This is a genomic window from Streptomyces sp. NRRL B-24085 (genome assembly GCF_001282115.1).
In the GTDB taxonomy this organism is placed as follows: Bacteria; Actinomycetota; Actinomycetes; order Streptomycetales; family Streptomycetaceae; genus Streptomyces.
On record NZ_LJBR01000015.1, the window covers coordinates 50,413 to 68,804 of the forward strand.

12 protein-coding genes are annotated in these 18,392 nt (G+C 70.6%); 4 read left to right on the top strand and 8 right to left on the bottom strand.

Annotated features, from left to right (window positions below):
- Positions 1-23: 23 nt before the first annotated feature.
- The 3 genes from pta (at position 24) to pyk (ending at position 4,921) form a co-directional block, all read left to right on the top strand.
- The gene (pta, locus tag AOJ26_RS02025; protein ID WP_053846401.1) at positions 24-2,177 is read left to right on the top strand and encodes a phosphate acetyltransferase; all 2,154 of its coding nucleotides are present in this window, start codon (positions 24-26) and stop codon (positions 2,175-2,177) included.
- Positions 2,174-3,382, top strand: a complete 1,209-nt coding sequence (locus AOJ26_RS02030) for an acetate kinase (RefSeq protein WP_053846402.1) — start codon at positions 2,174-2,176, stop codon at positions 3,380-3,382. The genes pta and AOJ26_RS02030 overlap by 4 nt, the downstream gene beginning before the upstream one ends.
- Positions 3,383-3,496: 114 nt before the next feature.
- Positions 3,497-4,921, top strand: a complete 1,425-nt coding sequence (pyk, locus tag AOJ26_RS02035; RefSeq protein WP_053846403.1) for a pyruvate kinase — start codon at positions 3,497-3,499, stop codon at positions 4,919-4,921.
- Between the two features lie 75 nt (positions 4,922-4,996).
- Here pyk and AOJ26_RS02040 read toward each other — a convergent pair whose 3' ends face one another.
- The 7 genes from AOJ26_RS02040 to AOJ26_RS02070 all read right to left on the bottom strand — a co-directional run bounded on the left by AOJ26_RS02040 (position 4,997) and on the right by AOJ26_RS02070 (position 15,622).
- Positions 4,997-5,575, bottom strand: coding sequence for a hypothetical protein (locus AOJ26_RS02040; protein WP_053846404.1), 579 nt, complete (start codon positions 5,573-5,575; stop codon positions 4,997-4,999).
- On the bottom strand, positions 5,572-9,966 hold the full coding sequence (locus AOJ26_RS02045; protein ID WP_143663505.1) for a polymorphic toxin-type HINT domain-containing protein: 4,395 nt from the start codon (positions 9,964-9,966) through the stop codon (positions 5,572-5,574). Before AOJ26_RS02045 ends, AOJ26_RS02040 begins: the two co-directional genes overlap by 4 nt.
- Positions 9,967-10,000: 34 nt before the next feature.
- Positions 10,001-10,924, bottom strand: coding sequence for an FG-GAP repeat domain-containing protein (locus tag AOJ26_RS02050; RefSeq protein WP_234358405.1), 924 nt, complete (start codon positions 10,922-10,924; stop codon positions 10,001-10,003).
- Between the two features lie 296 nt (positions 10,925-11,220).
- Positions 11,221-12,555 carry a hypothetical protein gene (locus tag AOJ26_RS02055; protein ID WP_053846406.1) on the bottom strand — a complete coding sequence of 445 codons (1,335 nt, stop codon included), beginning with the start codon at positions 12,553-12,555 and terminating at the stop codon, positions 11,221-11,223.
- Complete coding sequence (locus tag AOJ26_RS02060) at positions 12,545-13,153, bottom strand: DUF6114 domain-containing protein (protein WP_053846407.1); 609 nt, start codon at positions 13,151-13,153, stop codon at positions 12,545-12,547. Before AOJ26_RS02060 ends, AOJ26_RS02055 begins: the two co-directional genes overlap by 11 nt.
- A gap of 187 nt (positions 13,154-13,340) precedes the next feature.
- A complete protein-coding gene (locus tag AOJ26_RS02065) occupies positions 13,341-13,982 on the bottom strand; it encodes a DUF6230 family protein (RefSeq protein ID WP_053846408.1) in 642 nt (213 codons plus the stop codon).
- Positions 13,983-14,644: 662 nt separating this feature from the next.
- On the bottom strand, positions 14,645-15,622 hold the full coding sequence (locus AOJ26_RS02070; RefSeq protein ID WP_053846409.1) for a tetratricopeptide repeat protein: 978 nt from the start codon (positions 15,620-15,622) through the stop codon (positions 14,645-14,647).
- 232 nt (positions 15,623-15,854) lie between these two features.
- On the opposite strand from AOJ26_RS02070, the gene AOJ26_RS02075 reads away from it, so the two are divergent.
- Positions 15,855-16,493, top strand: coding sequence for a TetR/AcrR family transcriptional regulator (locus AOJ26_RS02075; RefSeq protein WP_053846410.1), 639 nt, complete (start codon positions 15,855-15,857; stop codon positions 16,491-16,493).
- 77 nt (positions 16,494-16,570) lie between these two features.
- Here AOJ26_RS02075 and AOJ26_RS02080 read toward each other — a convergent pair whose 3' ends face one another.
- Positions 16,571-18,271 (bottom strand): acyl-CoA mutase large subunit family protein, encoded by a 1,701-nt coding sequence (locus tag AOJ26_RS02080; RefSeq protein WP_053846411.1) that lies wholly within the window; start codon positions 18,269-18,271, stop codon positions 16,571-16,573.
- Positions 18,272-18,392: the final 121 nt, after the last annotated feature.

An 18,392-nucleotide genomic window follows, 5' to 3' on the forward strand; every position in this document is an offset into this window, starting at 1 on the left:
AGGCGACGGAACGGAGACCACGCGTGACCCGCAGCGTGTACGTGACCGGGATCGACCGCGGCGACGGCCGCCAGGTCGTCGAGCTGGGGGTCATGGAGCTGCTGACCCGGCAGGTCGACCGGGTGGGGGTGTTCCGGCCGCTGGTGCACCACAGTCCCGACCGGCTCTTCGAGCTGCTGCGCGCCCGCTACCGGCTCTCCCAGGACCCGGCCACCGTCTACGGCCTCGACTACCACGAGGCGTCCGCGCTCCAGGCCGAGCGCGGCACCGACGAGCTGGTCTCCACCCTCGTGGACCGCTTCCACCTGGTGGCCCGCGACTTCGACGTCGTCCTGGTCCTCGGCACCGACTTCGCCGACACCCAGCTCCCCGACGAGCTCGCGCTCAACGCCCGGCTCGCCAACGAGTTCGGCGCCTCCGTGATCCCGGTCGTGGGCGGACGGGGGCAGCAGGCGGAGTCGGTGCTCGCGGAGACCCGCAACGCCTACCGGGCCTACGACAGCCTGGGCTGCGACGTCCTCGCCATGGTCACCAACCGGGTGGCCCGGGAGGACCGCGAGGAGATCGCCGAGCGGCTGCGCGGCCGGATGCCGGTGCCCTGCTACGTCGTACCGGACGAGCCCGCCCTGGCCGCGCCCACGGTCGCCCAGATCGGCCAGGCGCTCGGCGCCAAGGTCGTCCTCGGCGACGACTCCGGGCTCGCCCGGGACGCGCTGGACTTCGTGTTCGGCGGCGCGATGCTGCCGAACTTCCTGAACGCCCTGACCCCGGGCTGCCTGGTGGTCACCCCGGGCGACCGTGCGGACCTGGTGGTCGGCTCGCTCGCCGCGCACAGCGCCGGCACCCCGCCGATAGCCGGGGTGCTGCTCACCCTGAACGAGGTGCCGAGCGACGAGATCCTCACCCTCGCCGCCCGCCTCGCCCCCGGCACCCCGGTGCTCTCGGTGCCCGGCAACAGCTTCCCCACCGCCGCCGAACTCTTCGCCCTGGAGGGCAAGCTGAACGCGGCCACCCCGCGCAAGGCGGAGACCGCGCTCGGTCTCTTCGAGCGGTACGCGGACACCGCCGAGCTCGCCCGCCGGGTCTCCGCACCGAGCAGCGACCGGCTCACGCCGATGATGTTCGAGCACCAGCTCCTGGAGACGGCCCGCTCCGACAAGCGCCGGGTCGTGCTCCCCGAGGGCACCGAGCCGCGCGTGCTGCACGCGGCCGAGGTCCTGCTGCGCCGGGGCGTGTGCGACCTCACCCTGCTCGGCCCGGTCGACCAGATCCGCAAGAAGGCCGCCGACCTCGGCATCGACCTCGGCGACTGCCGGCTGATCGACCCGGCCACCTCGGAACTGCGTGACGCGTTCGCCGAGAAGTACGCGGCCCTGCGGGCCCACCGCGGCGTCACGGTCGAGCTGGCCTACGACGTGGTCTCCGACGTGAACTACTTCGGCACGCTGATGGTCCAGGAGGGCCTCGCCGACGGCATGGTGTCCGGGTCGGTGCACTCCACGGCGGCGACGATCCGCCCGGCCTTCGAGATCATCAAGACGAAGCCGGACGCCGACATCGTCTCGTCGGTCTTCTTCATGTGCCTCGCCGACAAGGTGCTGGTGTACGGCGACTGTGCCGTGAACCCCGACCCGAACGCCGTGCAGCTCGCCGACATCGCCATCCAGTCCGCCGCGACCGCCGAGCAGTTCGGCGTGGAGCCGCGGATCGCGATGCTCTCGTACTCCACCGGCACGTCCGGCTCGGGTGCCGACGTCGACAAGGTGCGCGAGGCCACCGAGCTGGTACGGCAGCGGCGGCCCGACCTCAGGATCGAGGGTCCGATCCAGTACGACGCGGCCGTCGAGCCGACCGTCGCGGAGACCAAACTGCCGGAGTCGGACGTGGCCGGACAGGCGACGGTGCTGATCTTCCCGGACCTCAACACGGGCAACAACACCTACAAGGCCGTGCAGCGCTCGGCCGGCGCGATCGCCGTCGGCCCGGTGCTCCAGGGCCTGCGCAAGCCCGTCAACGACCTGTCCCGGGGCGCCCTCGTCTCGGACATCGTCAACACCGTCGCCATCACGGCGATCCAGGCCCAGACCCCGGCCACCGGCCCCGCTTCGACCGCTTCAACGACTTCTACCGCCTCGACCGCATCGACCGCATCGACAGAGAAGGCTTCCGCCCAGTGAGCGCCACCCGCGTCCTCGTCCTCAACTCCGGCTCCTCGTCGGTGAAGTACCAGTTGCTCGACATGCGGGACAGCAGCCGGCTGGCGGCGGGGCTCGTCGAGCGCATCGGTGAGCAGTCGTCGCGGCTGAAGCACACGCCGCTCGCGACCGGCGGGGACAGCCGTGAGCGGACCGGCGCGATCGCCGACCACGACGCCGCCCTGAAGGCCGTGGCGGAGGAGCTGTCGCAGGACGGGCTGGGCCTGGACTCCCCCGAGCTGGCCGCCATCGGGCACCGGGTCGTGCACGGCGGCAAGGCCTTCACCGAGCCGACGGTGATCGACGAGGCCGTGCTCGCCGAGATCGAGCGGCTGATCCCGGTCGCCCCGCTGCACAACCCGGCCAACCTCACCGGCATCCGCACCGCGCGGGCGCTGCGCCCTGACCTGCCCCAGGTCGCCGTCTTCGACACCGCGTTCCACACCACCATGCCGGAGTCGGCCGCGCGCTACGCGATCGACGTGGAGACCGCCGACGCGCACCGCGTCCGCCGCTACGGCTTCCACGGCACCTCGCACGCGTACGTGTCCCGGGCGACGGCCGAACTGCTGGGGAAGTCGCCGCAAGAGGTGAACGTGATCGTGCTGCACCTCGGCAACGGCGCGTCCGCGTCCGCCGTGCGGGGCGGACGGTGCGTGGACACCTCGATGGGGCTGACGCCTTTGGAGGGGCTCGTGATGGGTACGCGCTCCGGAGACACCGATCCGGCCGTCATCTTCCATTTGGCGCGCGTTGGCGGAATGTCCATCGACGAAATCGACACTCTTCTCAACAAGAAGAGCGGACTGGTGGGCCTCTGCGGTGACAACGACATGCGGGAGATTCGGCGCCGGATCGACGAGGGGGACGAGCGGGCCGAGCTCGCCTTCGACATCTACATTCACCGTCTGAAGAAGTACATCGGCGCCTATTACGCCGTTCTCGGTACGGTGGACGCGATCGCGTTCACCGCCGGGGTCGGCGAGAACGCGGCGCCGGTGCGGGAGGCCGCCGTGGCGGGCCTGGAGACCCTGGGCCTGGCGGTGGACCGCGAGCTCAACGCCGTACGGAGCGACGAACCGCGGCTGATCTCGCCCGCCGACGCACGGGTGAAGGTGGCCGTGGTGCCGACCGACGAGGAACTGGAAATCGCGACGCAGACCTACGCGCTGGTCGGGCGGGATTGATTTCGGTTCCATGCCTGGCGACCGAGCGGTAACCCAGTTGAGCGACGTTCCGCCCATTTGTATCTTCCGCCAGACGGAATATTCCGCAGCGAAACAAACCGATAGGATCGCCCCATGCGCCGTTCGAAAATCGTCTGTACTCTCGGCCCCGCGGTCGACTCCCACGAGCAACTGGTCTCGCTGATCGAAGCCGGCATGAACGTGGCCCGTTTCAACTTCAGCCACGGCTCGCACGCCGAGCACCAGGGGCGGTACGACCGTGTCCGTGCCGCCGCCAAGGAGACCGGCCGGGCCATCGGTGTCCTCGCCGACCTCCAGGGCCCGAAGATCCGCCTCGAGACCTTCGCCGAGGGTCCGGTCGAGCTGGAGCGCGGTGACGAGTTCGTCATCACCGTCGAGGACGTCCCCGGTGACAAGACCATCTGCGGGACGACCTACAAGGGCCTGCCCGGTGACGTCTCCCGCGGCGACCAGATCCTCATCAACGACGGCAACGTCGAGCTGAAGGTCCTGGACGTCGACGGTCCCCGGGTCAAGACGATCGTCATCGAGGGCGGTGTCGTCTCCGACCACAAGGGCATCAACCTGCCCGGCGCCGCCGTGAACGTCCCGGCGCTGTCCGAGAAGGACGTCGAGGACCTCCGTTTCGCGCTGCGCATGGGCTGCGACATGGTCGCGCTGTCCTTCGTCCGGGACGCCAAGGACGTGGCCGACGTCCACCGTGTGATGGACGAGGAGGGCCGCCGGGTCCCCGTCATCGCCAAGGTGGAGAAGCCGCAGGCGGTGGACAACATGGAGGACGTCGTGATGGCGTTCGACGCCGTCATGGTGGCCCGTGGCGACCTGGCCGTCGAGTACCCGCTCGAGAAGGTCCCGATGGTGCAGAAGCGCCTCATCGAGCTGTGCCGCCGCAACGCCAAGCCGGTGATCGTGGCGACCCAGATGATGGAGTCGATGATCACCAACTCCCGTCCCACCCGCGCCGAGGCCTCCGACGTGGCCAACGCGATCCTGGACGGCGCGGACGCGGTCATGCTGTCGGCGGAGTCCTCGGTCGGCGCGTACCCGATCGAGACCGTGAAGACGATGTCGAAGATCGTCACCGCGGCCGAGGAGGAGCTGCTCTCCAAGGGCCTGCAGCCCCTCGTCCCTGGCAAGAAGCCCCGCACGCAGGGCGGTTCGGTGGCCCGCGCGGCCTGCGAGATCGCCGACTTCCTGGGCGGCCGCGGCCTGGTGGCCTTCACCCAGTCCGGCGACACCGCCCGCCGTCTGTCGCGCTACCGCGCCCAGCAGCCGATCATCGCCTTCACGACGGACGAGAACACCCGCAACCAGCTGGCTCTCAGCTGGGGCGTGGAGTCCCACGTGGTCCCCTTCGTGAACACCACGGACGAGATGGTCGACATGGTCGACCAGGAGATCGCCAAGATCAACCGCTTCAACCCGGGCGAGATCGTCATCATCACGGCCGGCTCGCCCCCCGGCGTCCCGGGCACGACGAACATGCTCCGGGTGCACCACATCGGCGGCGCGCAGTAGGCCTTTCTTGTACGACACCGAGGGCGCTCCCCTGTGAAGGGGAGCGCCCTCGGTGCCGTCGCAGCCGGGGGGGGGTCACGGCAGTCGTTCAGCCACCTGCACCCACTCCTCGACCTCGCTCCAGCGGGGATGATCCGCAAGGAGGCCGGCCAGCGGCCTCACCGTGGCGAGCAACCGCCGGATCATCCGAAGCGCCAGGATCTGCTCACGGTTGGCGAGAATCTCCTCGGGTTCGAGCTCCCGCCACCACGAGGCCAGCCGGACGGCCTCCTCCACGCTCACGGGCATGGCTGCGAGCGCGCGTTCCAGCACGGTCTCGGGGTCGAGCAACGCGACACCCTCGCGCGGCCCCATGTGGTCCAGGAGCCAGGACCGCAGCCACAGGTCTCGCAGCAGCCACTCGTTGCGCTGTTCCCCGACGGACCGCTCGGCGGCCGCCAGCAGCGCCGCCCACGCGACCCCGATCTCGCGCCACTGCTCGTCGGTCAGCCAGGTCGGCCCGCTCGGACTGATCTGAAGCCGGGCGGCGAACTGCTGGGCCGCGGCCATCCACTGGCTCACGTCCCCGTCGACCACGGCGACGCCCGGCGCCGACCAGCGGCGCACATGGCCGTCGAGATCGAGCCGGAACAGGTCATCGAAGACTCCGGTCACGGGAACACAACCCCAGCCGCCTCGAACAGCTCCCTACCGAGCTGCTCGGCTCCGCCGCCCGGAGCCCAGAACGGGTCGCCCTGTTTGAAGAAGTGACCGCTTCGGGCGTTGATCTCCACCCCAAAGTACTGACCACCGCCCCGAACCACGGAGGCCTCGCCCGCAGCCCGCACTGCGGCCCCACCGCTGAGCACGGGGTGGGAGAGCTCGGCACCCTGCACGATCTTCGGCATGATCACCAGCTCTCCGTCCTGTAGCACGGCCCACTTGATCAGTTCGCCGTCCATGTCGAGGTACTTGTCCCAGTTCGCGGATCCCGGCTTGGCGGGCCGGATACCGAGCCGTTCGGCAAGGGCGAGTTCCTCTGCGAGCGTGGCAGCCCCGTTGTTCGGCCAGATCCGACAGGCATTGTGCACCAGCACCCGGGAGGCACCCACGAAATAGGTGTGGTCTCCCTCAACCTCGAAGTTGAACACCTGGACCGGTGCGCGCTTCACCGAGACCGACTCGACCCGCGCTCCCTTGCCATCCAGGGTGGTCAGCCAGTCGCCGGGACGCAGTGCTCGGGCGCCCGTCCAACCCTTACCCCGCACCCAGAAGGGGTGCTCGGTCGTGGCCCGGAGGGTCTCCATGCCGATGTCGACGGAGACAAGGGCGTCGGTGGTGCGCTGCATGACCCCGGCGACCGTGCGCAGTCGGCGCTCGCCCGTCTCCGGGTCCTGCGCCCAGACCCGGTCGCCCGCCCGGATCTCCTCGATCGGCTTGGTGCCGTGTTCGGTGGCGACCTCGGTGCCAGCCGGGAAACACATCGACTGCAAGGCCTGCCGACCGATGCTCTCCAGTCTGGCCGCGGCGGACGCCGACATCCCCGAGCCGCGGAGCCCCCAGATGGCACGGCCGATCCCGGTCCCGCCGCGCATCGCGGTGCGGACCGCGAAGGCCGCCTCCGCCGCCTTCACCAGCAGGCCCGGGATGATGATGCTGCCGAACAGCCAGGCGCAGCTGCTGAGCTTGCGCTTGTAGCAGCCGACGATGTCCGCCACGGCTCCGGTGGCGACAGCCTTCAGGACGGACTCGGTGAGCTTGATCCCGTCGATGTGGACGTTCTCCTCCTTGAACTTGACGTCCAAGGGAGAGCTCGTGAGGTAGTCGCGCTGGATCGACGAGCCGCAGTGGGCTCGGTCCACACCGGGCAGCGGGCAGGACTCGACGTAGAAGTCCATCTCGCCGTAGATGTGGAACTCGAGGTCGATCTCGCAGCCGATGTCGCCGCCGGAGTGGCTGCCCACGCAGTCGCTCAGCGGGTTGATGTCCACCCTGGAGTCGCCGCTGGGCTTCATCACGACGCCCTCGACGCCGGTGCCGCCGCCGTCGGCGGTGCGCTCCTGCTCCTTGCGGTCCTCGAAGTCGACCTGCTGGGTGCGGATGGCGGCCTCGGCGGCCTCCACGGCGAGGTTGCGGGCGTTGGCCGCGGCGGCCTCGGCCTCGGTCGCGTCCCGTTCCGCCTTGTCGGCGACGGACCGCGCGGCGGACGCGTCGGCCTCGGCCGCGTCGGCCGCGCTGCGGGCGCTCGCCGCGTCCCGCTCGGCGGCGTCGGCGGAGGCGTCCGCGTCGGTGGCGTGGCCGTCGGCCGCGGTGGCCGCGGTCTGCGCGGCGGCAGCGTCGGCCTCCGCCTGCTTGTCGTACTCGACGGTGTTGGCCTCGGACCGCTGAGCCGCCTTGGCGGAGGCCGTCGCCGCGTCGGACGAGGACTGCGCCGCCGCAGCGGAGGCGGTGGCCTGCGCAGCCCACTCCGCCGCGTTCGCCGCCGCCTCGGCAGCCGCCTTCGCGTCGGCGTTCGCCTGGGCCGCCAGCGCCTTTGCCTCGGCGGCCGCCTTCTTGGCCTGCGCCGCCTTGGCGTTGGCGACGGCGACCTGCTGCTGGGCGGCCGTCTTCGCGGCCTGACCGGTCAGTACCGCGAGACCCGCCGAGGAGTCGGTCTCCGCGTACGGGGAGCCCAGCTCGATGGCGTCGTTGGCGGGTTTGACGACCTTCGCTGCCGAGTCCCGCGCGGCCGCGGCGGCCTGCGCGGTGGAGTAGGCGTGCCCGGCGGTGCGGATCGCGTCGGCGCCGGCGAGCGTGGCTTCGGAGCGGGCGACCAACGCGTCACCGCGCGCCTTGGCGGCGGCCTTCTGCGCGGTCTCGGCCTCGGCCTTGGCGGCGATCGCGTTCCACTTGGCGGCCCGCGAGGCGGCGATCGCGTCGGCGGCGGCCGCATGCGCCTTGGTGACGGCGGCCCCGGTGATGGCGACATCGCGCTGGGCGCCGTCCGCGGCGGCCTGGGCGCGCTTGGCCGCTCCCTGGGCCCTGGTGGCCGCCTCACGCGCGTTGGTGGCCGCCGCGGTGGCCTCGTTCGCCGCCTGGCGGGCCTGCGTGGCCGCGGCCGTGGCGTCGTCGGCCGCCGAGCGGGCCTTGGTGGCGGCCTGCCGGGCCTCGATGGCGTCGGCGGTGCCGTCCACGGCAGCGAGCAACGCTTCCGCGGCCTCCGCCTTGGCGACCAGCGCGTCACGGCGGTCCTCGGCGGCGAGCGCGCCGTTACGGGCCCTCTGTGCCCGGTTCTCGGCGGCGAGCGCGGCGTCCTTCTTGTCGGCGGCCGTGCCGCCCGCGGCCTGCGCGTCGGACAGTTTGTCGGCGGCGATCTGCCGCTGGGACTGCGCGCGGGCTTCGGCGTCGTGCGCCTTGTTGCGCTCGGACGCGGCGAGGTCCGCCTGCGACTTGGCGTAGTCCCGCTCGGCCTCGGCCTTCTGCCGCTTGGCCTTCGCGTCGGCCGCCGCGTTCTTGGCGGTCTGCTCGGCCGCCTTCGCCTTGTTCTCCGCGGCCTTGGCCTCGGAGGCGTGCTTGGCCGCCTCCTCCGCCTGGGCGGCTGCCCCCTCCGCGGCGGCCTTGGCCTGGGCCTCGGCCTCCTGCGCGGCGATGCGCCGGAACTCCGCCTTGGCCGCGTGGGCCTGGGTGGTGGCGAGGGAGTCGAGCGTCTTGCTGTCGGCGGCGGAGGCCCGGGTCGCGTTGAACGCCGTCTCCACGGCCTTCGCCGCGGCCTGGGTGGCCGCCGCCGACGCCTTGGCGACCTGCGCCGCCTGCTGGCCGTACAGCAGACCCCGGCCGCGCGGCAGTCCGGCCGCGTCGGCGATGCCGTACGCCTGCGTCTGTGCCTGGGTCACCGCGTCGGCCTGGGTCTTGGCGGACAGCGCGGCGCGGGAGGCGACGTAGAGGCGTCCGCCGGCCCGGCCCTGGGCGTCCGTGATCCACTTCTTGACCTTGGTGAACTCGGCCGTGGTCGGGTAGTCGTTCGGGTGGTCGGCGGGCTTCTGACCGGTCCAGTAGGCCTGCCAGTCCGTGAGCCGGCTCGCGATCAGCGACTGGCCGAGGGCCTCACCGAGTGCCTGCGAGGCAGTCGACAGGTCCGCGTTGGCCTGCTTCTCGGCCCGGATGATGGCGTCCCGCTGGGTCTTCTGCCCGTCGATCTCCGCCTGCCACTCGGTGTGGGCGGTGGCGATCTCGTCGCCGAGCACCTGGTGCGGGTCCTGGGGGTCGGTGTACGCGCAGGACGCGAAGCGGGCCTTGAGGTTCTCCACGTCGATCCGGGACTCCATCGAGGCCGGGTCGGGAGCGGTGGTCGGAAAACCGCCGTACTGGAGGAAGAGCCGGGCGTCGTCGGCGTACATGTCGTGCATGAACTGCAACGACTCCCACGCCTGGCGGTCCTCGTAGTCCTCGTAGGCGTCCGGCGAGTAGCGGGCCTTGTAGACGGCGGTGGCGGCGTCGACGGACGTCTTGTTCGCCAGGGGGTGCGGGTCGACGTAGAAATCGTCTTCGTGCTTCCAGAACTCAGCGGCGACCCAGGACCCCAGACCGATCTTGTCGAACGGGTCGTCCTTGGCCTCGACCCACGTGAAACCGGTGACGGTGTAGGGCGGCGGCTGCTCTTCGACGGAGAGAGACGCCTCCCACACCTCGGGGCGGCCCGAGAGCTCGTCCAGCTTGGCGTCCGCGGCGGCCTTGTCCTTGCTGTACGCCTTGTGGAGCGCGGTGTCCTTCCAGTACTCCGGGTCGGCTGCCGTGTGCAGCTGGTCCTCGGTACCGATGAGGCCGGCCCGCGCGGTCTCCTTCATCGCGGGGCCGCCCTTGCGCAGGACTCCGCTGAGGAGGCACTGCTCCTGGCGGACGCGTTCGGCGGCCTTCGCGTCGAAGACGGTGGGGACCGGGTCGGCGGTGCTCGCGGTCCGCTCGGACTGGCTGGTGACGTCGGGGAGTTGACCGCCCGTCACCGCGATCGCGCCGGCGACGGCCATCGCGGTCAGGGGCAGGAAACGGGTTCTCGCGAGGAGCCCCCGTCTGCGTGCGTTCGTACGCATGGGAAACCTGTCTGTGAGGACGACGGGAGGGGGCTCAGAACAGCAGGTTGTACTGGGTCCAACCGCTGGTGCCGATCTGCGTGCGGGCGCCGAAGGGGGCGCTCGCGGTGCCGGTCCCCTTGTAGAGCCACAGGGCGCCCGCCGTGTCGACGGCCATCAGGTCCGCCTTGCCGTCACCGGTGTTGTCGCCGGTCGACACGACCGCGGTGTAGTCCTTCCAGCCGCTCGTGGCCGCGGTGATGCTGGTGCCGAGCACCGCGTCGGCCGTGGCCTTGCCGGTGCCGGGGTAGATGAGCAGGCTGCCCGCGCTGTTGCGGGTGACGAGGTCGGCGATGCCGTCGCCGGTGTAGTCGCCGCGCCCGGCGATGACGCTCATGCCGTTCCAGCCGGTGGAGTCCTTCATCCGGACCCGGGCGGAGAGGGTGCCGTCGGCCTTGCCCTGGTAGAGCCACAGCTGGCCGTCGGTACCGCGGGCGACCAGGTCGGGCTGGGCGCTGCCGGCCATGTTGCCGACGGAGACGAGGAGGTTGTACTGGTCCCAGCCGGTGCCCAGCACCTTGGTGTCGTTGCCGCGTTCGGCGGTGTAGTAGAGAGTGCCGCCGATCCGGAAGTACAGGTCGTTGCCCCGGCCGTTGTCGGAGATGTCGGCCTGGACGAGCGCGGTGGCCACGGAGTAGCCGGTGCCGAGGTCGGCGCGAGCCTTCCAGCCGCCGGCGCCCTTGGCCTCGTAGTCCCAGAGGTGGCCGTCCTTTCCGCGGGCGAGGAGCGGCAGCAGGTCGGTGCCGTCGGCGGCGGCCTGCTGGAGGAGGGGGGCGCCGTCGGTGGGGACCGCTGCCGCGGCATCCGGTCCGGGTGGCTCGGAGTGCGCTGTCGTGAGCGCGACCACAGTGGTCACGGCGCCCGCGAGAGCGAGGGCGGCCGCCCTGCGCAGGGGGCGGCTGAGGGAGATGCGTATCAAGGCGAGAGGTTCCCGTCGGTGGGGCCGGCGGGGACCTGCACGCGCTCACCAAGACGCCGTGAACACAGGTCAGGTGTTCCCCGGTGCCGCCCCCGCGCCGCGTATGGTCATGTCCACGGCAAGAACACCGTATGGGAACTATGTGGATTCTGTGAAGGGATTTTCGGGAGGACAGGAACTTCAGGACAGCCTTTTCGCGCCAGAGAGGCGGCTTCCCGCGGCTGTGCCCCGCCGGGGCGGGCCCGGCGGGGCACAGTCTTTCCGCGGCTCCCGGAAGGGTTCGTGAGGGGCGTCGGTCAGCCCTCGCTGTACTGGTGCATCCCGGGCACGGTCAGGGTCCCGCCGTACTGGGCGGCCTGCTGGACCGTCACGTTGGTGAAGTAGATCAGCGGGATGTTCAGGGGCGGGGGGCTGTCCGGGCTGAACGTGACCGGGATCAGCCCCAGCAGGTTGCCGGAGATGCTCTCGGTGTACATCGTCGTCTTGCCGTCGGTGATCTTCGACGTCGTGCCCTTGCCCGCCTGCACGTGGTACGTCTTGCCGCGCTCGGTGACGATCTGGTGGAGGTCGCCGATGTCGGTGCCGCCGGACACGACGTACTTCAGGACCTTCTTGGTCTTGCCGCTCGCGGTCCTGACCTTGACGACGCCCTGGTAGTCGGCGCCCTTGAGGGTGAGCGAACTGGCCTTCAGGGTCCAGGCGTTGTCCGCCACGGTGATACCGGGCTCGGTGTCGCCCTCCTCGTCCATGGCGGCCGGGCAGTCCTCCGGGTCGGTCGTGGAGCTCGCCGAGGGGCTCGGGGAGGCCGTGGCGTCCGCCGCCGCCTCCTCGGCCGCCTTCGCGGTGTCCTGGACGGCCTGGGTGGTGTCCTCGGCCGCCTTGGACGCCGTGCCGGTCGTGTCCTTCACGGTGTCCTTGACCGTGCCGGTGACCTTGTCGGCCGTGTCCTTGGCAGTGTCGCCAGCGCTGTCGTCCGCGCTCTTCGACGCCGAGGCGGAGGGGGTCGGCGTCGGAGTGGCGCTGGCCGAACCGCCGGCCCCGGAGCCACCCGTGAAGATCCCGGTGAGCGCGTCGCCGATGTCCGTCAGCAGGTTGCCGTCGTCGCTCGCGGAGGCCGACGGAGAGGGTGTCGCCGTGGCGGTGCCGGAGTCCGCGGAGTCGGAGGAGGAGCTATTGCTCTCCTGCTTGGTCGCGGAGGCGGACGGCGTGGGCGTCGGCGTGGCCTCGTCGTCGGAACCTGAATCCGACGAAGAGGAACCGTCCGAGCCGGAGCCGGAGCCGGAGTTGGAGCCGGAGCCGGAGGACGCCGACGGGGACGGTGTCGCCGTGGCGTCGGGCGAAGCGCTCGCCGAGGCGGACGGGGAGGCGCTGCCGTCCAGTGCCGCGATGCAGTCCTTGTACTCGTCCGCCGTAAGGCTCTTGGCGGTCGGTGCGTCGTCGGCGAGGGCGAGCGTCGGCGTGAAACCTATGCCCATGAGAACGGCCGTCGGCATCGCCGCCATGGCTATCGCCTTGCCGGCGGGCATGTGGAACCTGTTGAACAGGGGCTTCTTGGGCGCCGCGTGCCGGGGGCCGGTTCTGACCTCCGCGGCGACCGCGGAGCCCTCGCCGGAGAGGTTCTCAGCCGACACGGTACCCCCCGTTCGCGTCGTCGCCGCCGGCCCAGGCGTTCTCGGGCGTCCGGTCCGACGATCCGTCCCGGCCGTGCTCCGGCGCCGGGTACGCGGCTCCGGGCTCGTCCCCGACCGGCTTGAGGATCGCGGTGTCGGGGTCGGCGGCCTGGGGCGCACCGCCCTGCGTCCCGTCCTCGTCCAGCGGCTGCGGCCGGGGCGGCGCACCGGGCGCCCAGGAGACGGCGAGCGCACCACCGATCAGCGCGAAGAGGAAGCCCAGGATGAAGCCGCCGATGTTGGAGACCACCAGGGACACCAGGGAGAGCACGATCGCTGCGACCCCGGCGAACACGCGAGTGGCCTGCTGGAACCACATCGTCAGGCCCAGCGTGACGAGCAGTACGCCGATGATGAGGGAGCCGGCACCCGCGGTCGTCGCCATGGCGATCGACATGGTGCCCAGCTTGAACGTGGCGTACGGGAAGTAGGCGATCGGCACCCCACCGAGCAGGGTGAACAGGCCCGCCCAGAACGGCCGGTTGCCCCGCCAGGCGCGAAATCGCAGACGCAGCCGGGTGAAGGTCCCGGCGGTCTGGACCGGAGTCTCGGCACTCATGGAAAAAGCTCCCTGGGTCCGGTGGAAGTTCATACCGGCTCGGCCGTGGGCGTGGAGAAGCCGGAAAGTCTGAGTCTGTGGAGGGGTGCCCTTGGCGCGGTCGGCCGGGTGGGGCGGAGAAGCGAACGCTCCACCGCCCCCCTGAGGACGGCTCAGCCGCCCTCAGGACATCCCGGCTCCGGAGCCGTCAGTAGCACTCCATGTTGGCGTCCGCGCCGAGCTTCATCGACAGACCACTCAGCTTGAACGTGCCGGCCGTGGTGGCCCAGGCCGTCTGCTTGACGTCGTAGAGGTCGGCCTTCTCCGCCTGCTGGGCGAAGCCGCCCGGCAGCACGCTCTCGCCGGCCTTCACGTCGGGACCGCGGGTCTTGTCCTTGACCGCGACGCCGATGTCGATGTTCGTGAACTCCGCGTTGGCCTGGAGGTCAGCAACATCGATGTAGAGGTTGTGGGCCGAGACCGGCGTCTTGCCACCACCCGCGTCAAGACGCAGGTAGAACGTCTTGTTGATGATGGGGATGGTGGTCTTGACTGACTGGCACATCTTGGTGATGGTCGCGTCGTCGAACGACGAGATCGCCACCGGCACCTGGGTCTTTTCCTTGCCGTCGACCTGCTTGTAGACGGTGTCTACACCGCCGTACTGAGCGAAGCCCGTACCGTGCAGCTCATCCGCCGACACCTTGAACTGCTGGCCGGAGACGCTGAACGACGCGGCGAGCGCACCCTGCGCAAGCCCGACGCCCACCGCGGCGGCCGCGGCGACGCTGGGCACCATGACCACAGCGAACCGCTTCCATCTGGTCCCGCCACGCACCTGGGACTCCATATTTCCTCCTTCTCGGACGTACATCTCCTGACCCTGACTGCCCTCTCGAAAGGACGGCTCAGCCGGGCAGGGATGGGAGAAGTGCTACGTCCTCGGGAAGGAGAGCGCCCGTACTCGGAGGCGCGAACCGCGCACCGATCACCGGCGATCACCCCCGAGCGACAACCACTGGTCGCGCCTGACACGCATCACGCACAACCTTGCTGGACAGGCTTCGCCGGATGGGCGAAGACCCCCCTGTCCAAGAGCCGGCGCACCTGCCGCCTGCTCTGCTCGGTGGGGACCCACGGATTCCCGCGGCCCGACCGGCTGTCGGGGTACGGGAAAGGACCGAGCGTCGCCGATCGTGGTGCATTCTCGCCGCCCGCACAAGGGGCTTCGTTACTCGGTAGTAACGGCCGGATAACCGAACAACGACCCGCTGGTCTCGGTCGGCGACGCTGGGTGGCAGAGAGGGGGAGGACAAAGCAGTTGATCGATGGACAGAATCCGACAGATCAACGCCGGTGACTTACTGGAAGTAACAGCGGCCGCGATTACCAAGTTTTGGCAAAGCGCGGCCGCAGTGACCCCCCGACGACAGATCTTTCACTCGGGCAACACAGGCCGGGGCGTTTAGCAACTGGTCAGAACCGGCCTCGCGCCCCGCTCGGTTCCCGCCCTCAGAACAGGGCCCGGGACAGCGCCCTGCGGGCCGCCGAGACCCGCGGATCGTCGGCCCCGACCACCTCGAAGAGCTCAAGGAGCCGCAGCCGTACGGTGTCCCGCTCGTCCCCCGCCGTGCGGCGCACGGTGTCGATGAGCCGCCCGAACGCGTCCTCGACGTGACCGCCGACCAGGTCCAGGTCGGCGGCGGCGATCTGCGCCTGCGCGTCACCGGGCTTCTCGGCCGCGTCCTTGCGCGTCTGCTGCGGGTCGAGCGACTGCACCCGCTGGAGCAATTCCGCCTGGGCGAGCCCCAGTTTGGCCTCCGAGTTGCCCGGGTCGTCGCTCAGCACGTTCCTGTAGGCCTGCACGGCCCCGCCGAAGTCCCCGGCGTCCAGGGCGCGTACGGCGGCTTCGAGGAGCGCGTCGTAGGGCCCCGCCGGCACCTCGGCGGGCTGCGGGGCGGCGCCCGGCCGGGCGTCCGGGTCGACGGTGAGGCCGGTCAGCCCGAAGCGCTGCTCGGCGACCTGCACCAGCTGGTCCAGCGTCTGCTGGATCTGCTCCTTGCCGGCCGCGCCCTGGAAGAGCGGCAGGGCCTGCCCGGCGACGACGGCGAACACGGCCGGGATGCCCTGCACCCCGAACTGCTGCATCAGCATCTGGTTGGCGTCGACGTCGATCTTGGCGAGGAGCAGGCGTCCGTTGTACTCGACGACGAGCTGCTCCAGCACCGGGCTGAGCTGCTTGCAGGGCTCGCACCACTCGGCCCAGAAGTCGATGACGACCGGGACCTCGGTGGACCGCTGCAGGACATCGCGCTCGAAACCCGCCTCGTCTACGTCGATGACGAGATCGGCCGGGGAGACGGCACCCGGGCCGCCGCCGTGCCGGGCCGCTTCGGCGCGGGCCTGCTCCGCCTTCGCCTTGGCCTCCTGGGCCGCTTTCACCGCGGCGAGGTCGACGACTCCGCTCATGGACATGTTCCGTGGCTGCATGCGTCTATCCTCCCCCGTGCGCGCGCGTCTGTGAAAAGCGCTGTGAAAGCCGGTCGTGCAGCGCGGTCCTGACGCCGGGTCCCCACCCCACGCCGTGCGCACCGTCGCCCGCGTACGTCCGTCGCGAGCTTTCGCTACGAGTCGTAGCGTAATGGCACCGAGTGCCCACCCGGTACCCCGCCCCGGTGATCTCCCTCACTGCCATTCGAGAACGGCCGGTTATGGTCGGAGAATGCAGAGCCGCAGCCCCGCCCCCCGCGCCACCGGACGCCCGCGCAGCGCCGCCGCGGACACCGCGATCCTCGCGGCGACGAGGGCGGCGCTGGTGGAGCTGGGCTGGTCGAAGCTCACGCTGGGAGATGTGGCTACCCGTGCGGGGGTCGCGAAAACCACCCTCTACCGCCGCTGGGCCGGCAAGAACGAACTGGTCGTCGACGCGGTGGCCGAACTCTTCGACGAACTGGAACTCCCCGACAGCGGGACGCTCGCCGCGGACATCGAGGGAGTGGTCCTCCAGTTCGCGGCGATCCTGGCCCGCCCGGAGGCACAGAGCGGTCTCATGGCCGTGATCTCGGAGTCGACGCGGGACGACGCGCTGCGCGGACGCATCCGCGAGTCGATCGTCGAACGGCAGAAACGGCTGGTTCTGGAGGGCCGCTCCCGAGCCCAGTCCCGCGGTGAACTCCCCCCGGAGACCGACCCGCTCGAGGCGGCCCGAACCGCGGACCTCATCTTCGACATCGTCGCCGGCGCGGTGGTCCACCGCTGCCTGGTGAGCTCGAAGCCGGCCGACGCCACGTGGGTGCGCGGCCTGACGCGCGTGCTGCTGCTGGGACTTCGGGGGGCCGCGGACGCGGACGGGTCCGCGTAGCACCGAGCGCGAAGACCTGGCGACGGCCGTGTCCAGCGGTACGGTCTCCCCGTTCTCGAACCGCAGGTGACCGGCGTCTAGAACCCGGCCGGCTCCGTGTACATACCCCACTCGTCCCGCAGCACCCCGCAGATCTCCCCCAGGGTCGCCTCCGCTCGTACCGCGTCCAGCATCGGCTCGATCATGTTGGATCCGTCGCGGGCGGCAACGAGCATTGTCTCCAGGGCAGTTCGTACGGCTTTCTCGTCCCTCGCCGCCTTGCGGCCGGCCAGCGCTCGCACCTGCTCCCGCTCCACCTCGTGGCTCACCCGCAGGATCTCCAGGTCCCCGGTGACCGACCCGTGGTGGACGTTCACCCCCACGACCTTCTTCTCGCCCTTCTCCAGGGCCTGTTGATAGCGGAAGGCCGCCTCCGCGATCTCGCCGGTGAACCAGCCGTCCTCGATCCCCTGGAGGATCCCCGAGGTCATCGGGCCGATGGGATGCCGCCCGTCCGGATGCGCCCTGAGCCCCCGCTCCTTGATCTGCTCGAAGATCTTCTCCGCCTGCGCCTCGATCCGGTCTGTCAACTGCTCCACGAACCACGAACCCCCCAGCGGATCCGCCACGTTGGCGACCCCGGTCTCCTCCATGAGTACCTGCTGGGTGCGCAGGGCGATCTCCGCGGCCTGCTCGGAGGGGAGCGCGAGGGTCTCGTCCAGGGCGTTGGTGTGCAGGGAGTTGGTCCCGCCGAGCACGGCCGCGAGCGCCTCGACCGCCGTACGGACGACGTTGTTGTACGGCTGCTGCGCGGTCAGGGACACCCCGGCGGTCTGGGTGTGGAACCGCAGCCACTGCGCCTTCTCGGACCGCGCCCCGTACACGTCCCGCATCCAACGCGCCCAGATGCGCCGCGCCGCACGGAACTTGGCGATCTCCTCGAAGAAGTCCACGTGCGCGTCGAAGAAGAAGGAGAGACCGGGCGCGAAGACGTCGATGTCCAGGCCGCGGGAGAGCCCCAGTTCGACGTAGCCGAAGCCGTCGGCGAGCGTGTAGGCGAGTTCCTGTGCGGCCGTGGATCCCGCCTCGCGGATGTGGTAACCGGAGACGGACAGCGGCTTGTAGGCGGGGATGCCGGCCGCGCAGTACTCCATCAGGTCGCCGATGAGGCGCAGGTGCGGCTCGGGCGGGAAGAGCCACTCCTTCTGTGCGATGTACTCCTTGAAGATGTCCGTCTGGAGCGTCCCGTTGAGGACGGACGGGTCCACGCCCTGGCGCTCGGCCGCGACCAGGTACATGCAGAAGACGGGGACGGCGGGTCCGCTGATCGTCATGGACGTCGTCACGTCACCGAGCGGGATGTCCCGGAACAGGACCTCCATGTCGGCCGCCGAGTCGACGGCCACCCCGCAGTGGCCGACCTCGCCGAGCGCGCGGGGGTCGTCGGAGTCCCGTCCCATCAGCGTCGGCATGTCGAAGGCGACCGACAGCCCGCCGCCGCCGTTGGCGAGGATCTTCTTGTACCGCTCGTTGGTCTGCTCGGCGTTCCCGAACCCGGCGAACTGCCGGATGGTCCAGGTCCGCCCCCGGTAGCCGGTCGGATACAGCCCGCGCGTGAAGGGGTACTCCCCCGGCCACCCGATCCGCTCGAAGCCCTCGTACGCGTCCCCCGGCCGCGGCCCGTACACCGGCTCCACGGGGTCCCCCGACAGCGTGCTGAAGTCGGCCTCACGCCTGCGCGAGGCGTCGTACCGGGCCTGCCAACGTCGGCGGCCCTCTTCGATGGCGTCAGCGTCCATACCATCGAAGTTACTGGGGCGTCCAAGTAAACGTCGACACGCGACCGCCGTACGCGTGCCGTTCGCGTGCCCTACGCGTGCGGTACGGCGGGGCGTTCGGTCCCTGGGGGCCCGTGGGGGC

Coding starts and splice junctions, on each gene's coding strand:
- AOJ26_RS02070 (WP_053846409.1), bottom strand. CDS start 15,622: ATGCAGCCACGGAACATGTCCATGAGCGGAGTCGTCGACCTCGCCGCG.
- AOJ26_RS02080 (WP_053846411.1), bottom strand. CDS start 18,271: ATGGACGCTGACGCCATCGAAGAGGGCCGCCGACGTTGGCAGGCCCGG.
- AOJ26_RS02065 (WP_053846408.1), bottom strand. CDS start 13,982: ATGGAGTCCCAGGTGCGTGGCGGGACCAGATGGAAGCGGTTCGCTGTG.
- AOJ26_RS02075 (WP_053846410.1), top strand. CDS start 15,855: ATGCAGAGCCGCAGCCCCGCCCCCCGCGCCACCGGACGCCCGCGCAGC.
- AOJ26_RS02045 (WP_143663505.1), bottom strand. CDS start 9,966: ATGCGTACGAACGCACGCAGACGGGGGCTCCTCGCGAGAACCCGTTTC.
- pyk (WP_053846403.1), top strand. CDS start 3,497: ATGCGCCGTTCGAAAATCGTCTGTACTCTCGGCCCCGCGGTCGACTCC.
- AOJ26_RS02060 (WP_053846407.1), bottom strand. CDS start 13,153: ATGAGTGCCGAGACTCCGGTCCAGACCGCCGGGACCTTCACCCGGCTG.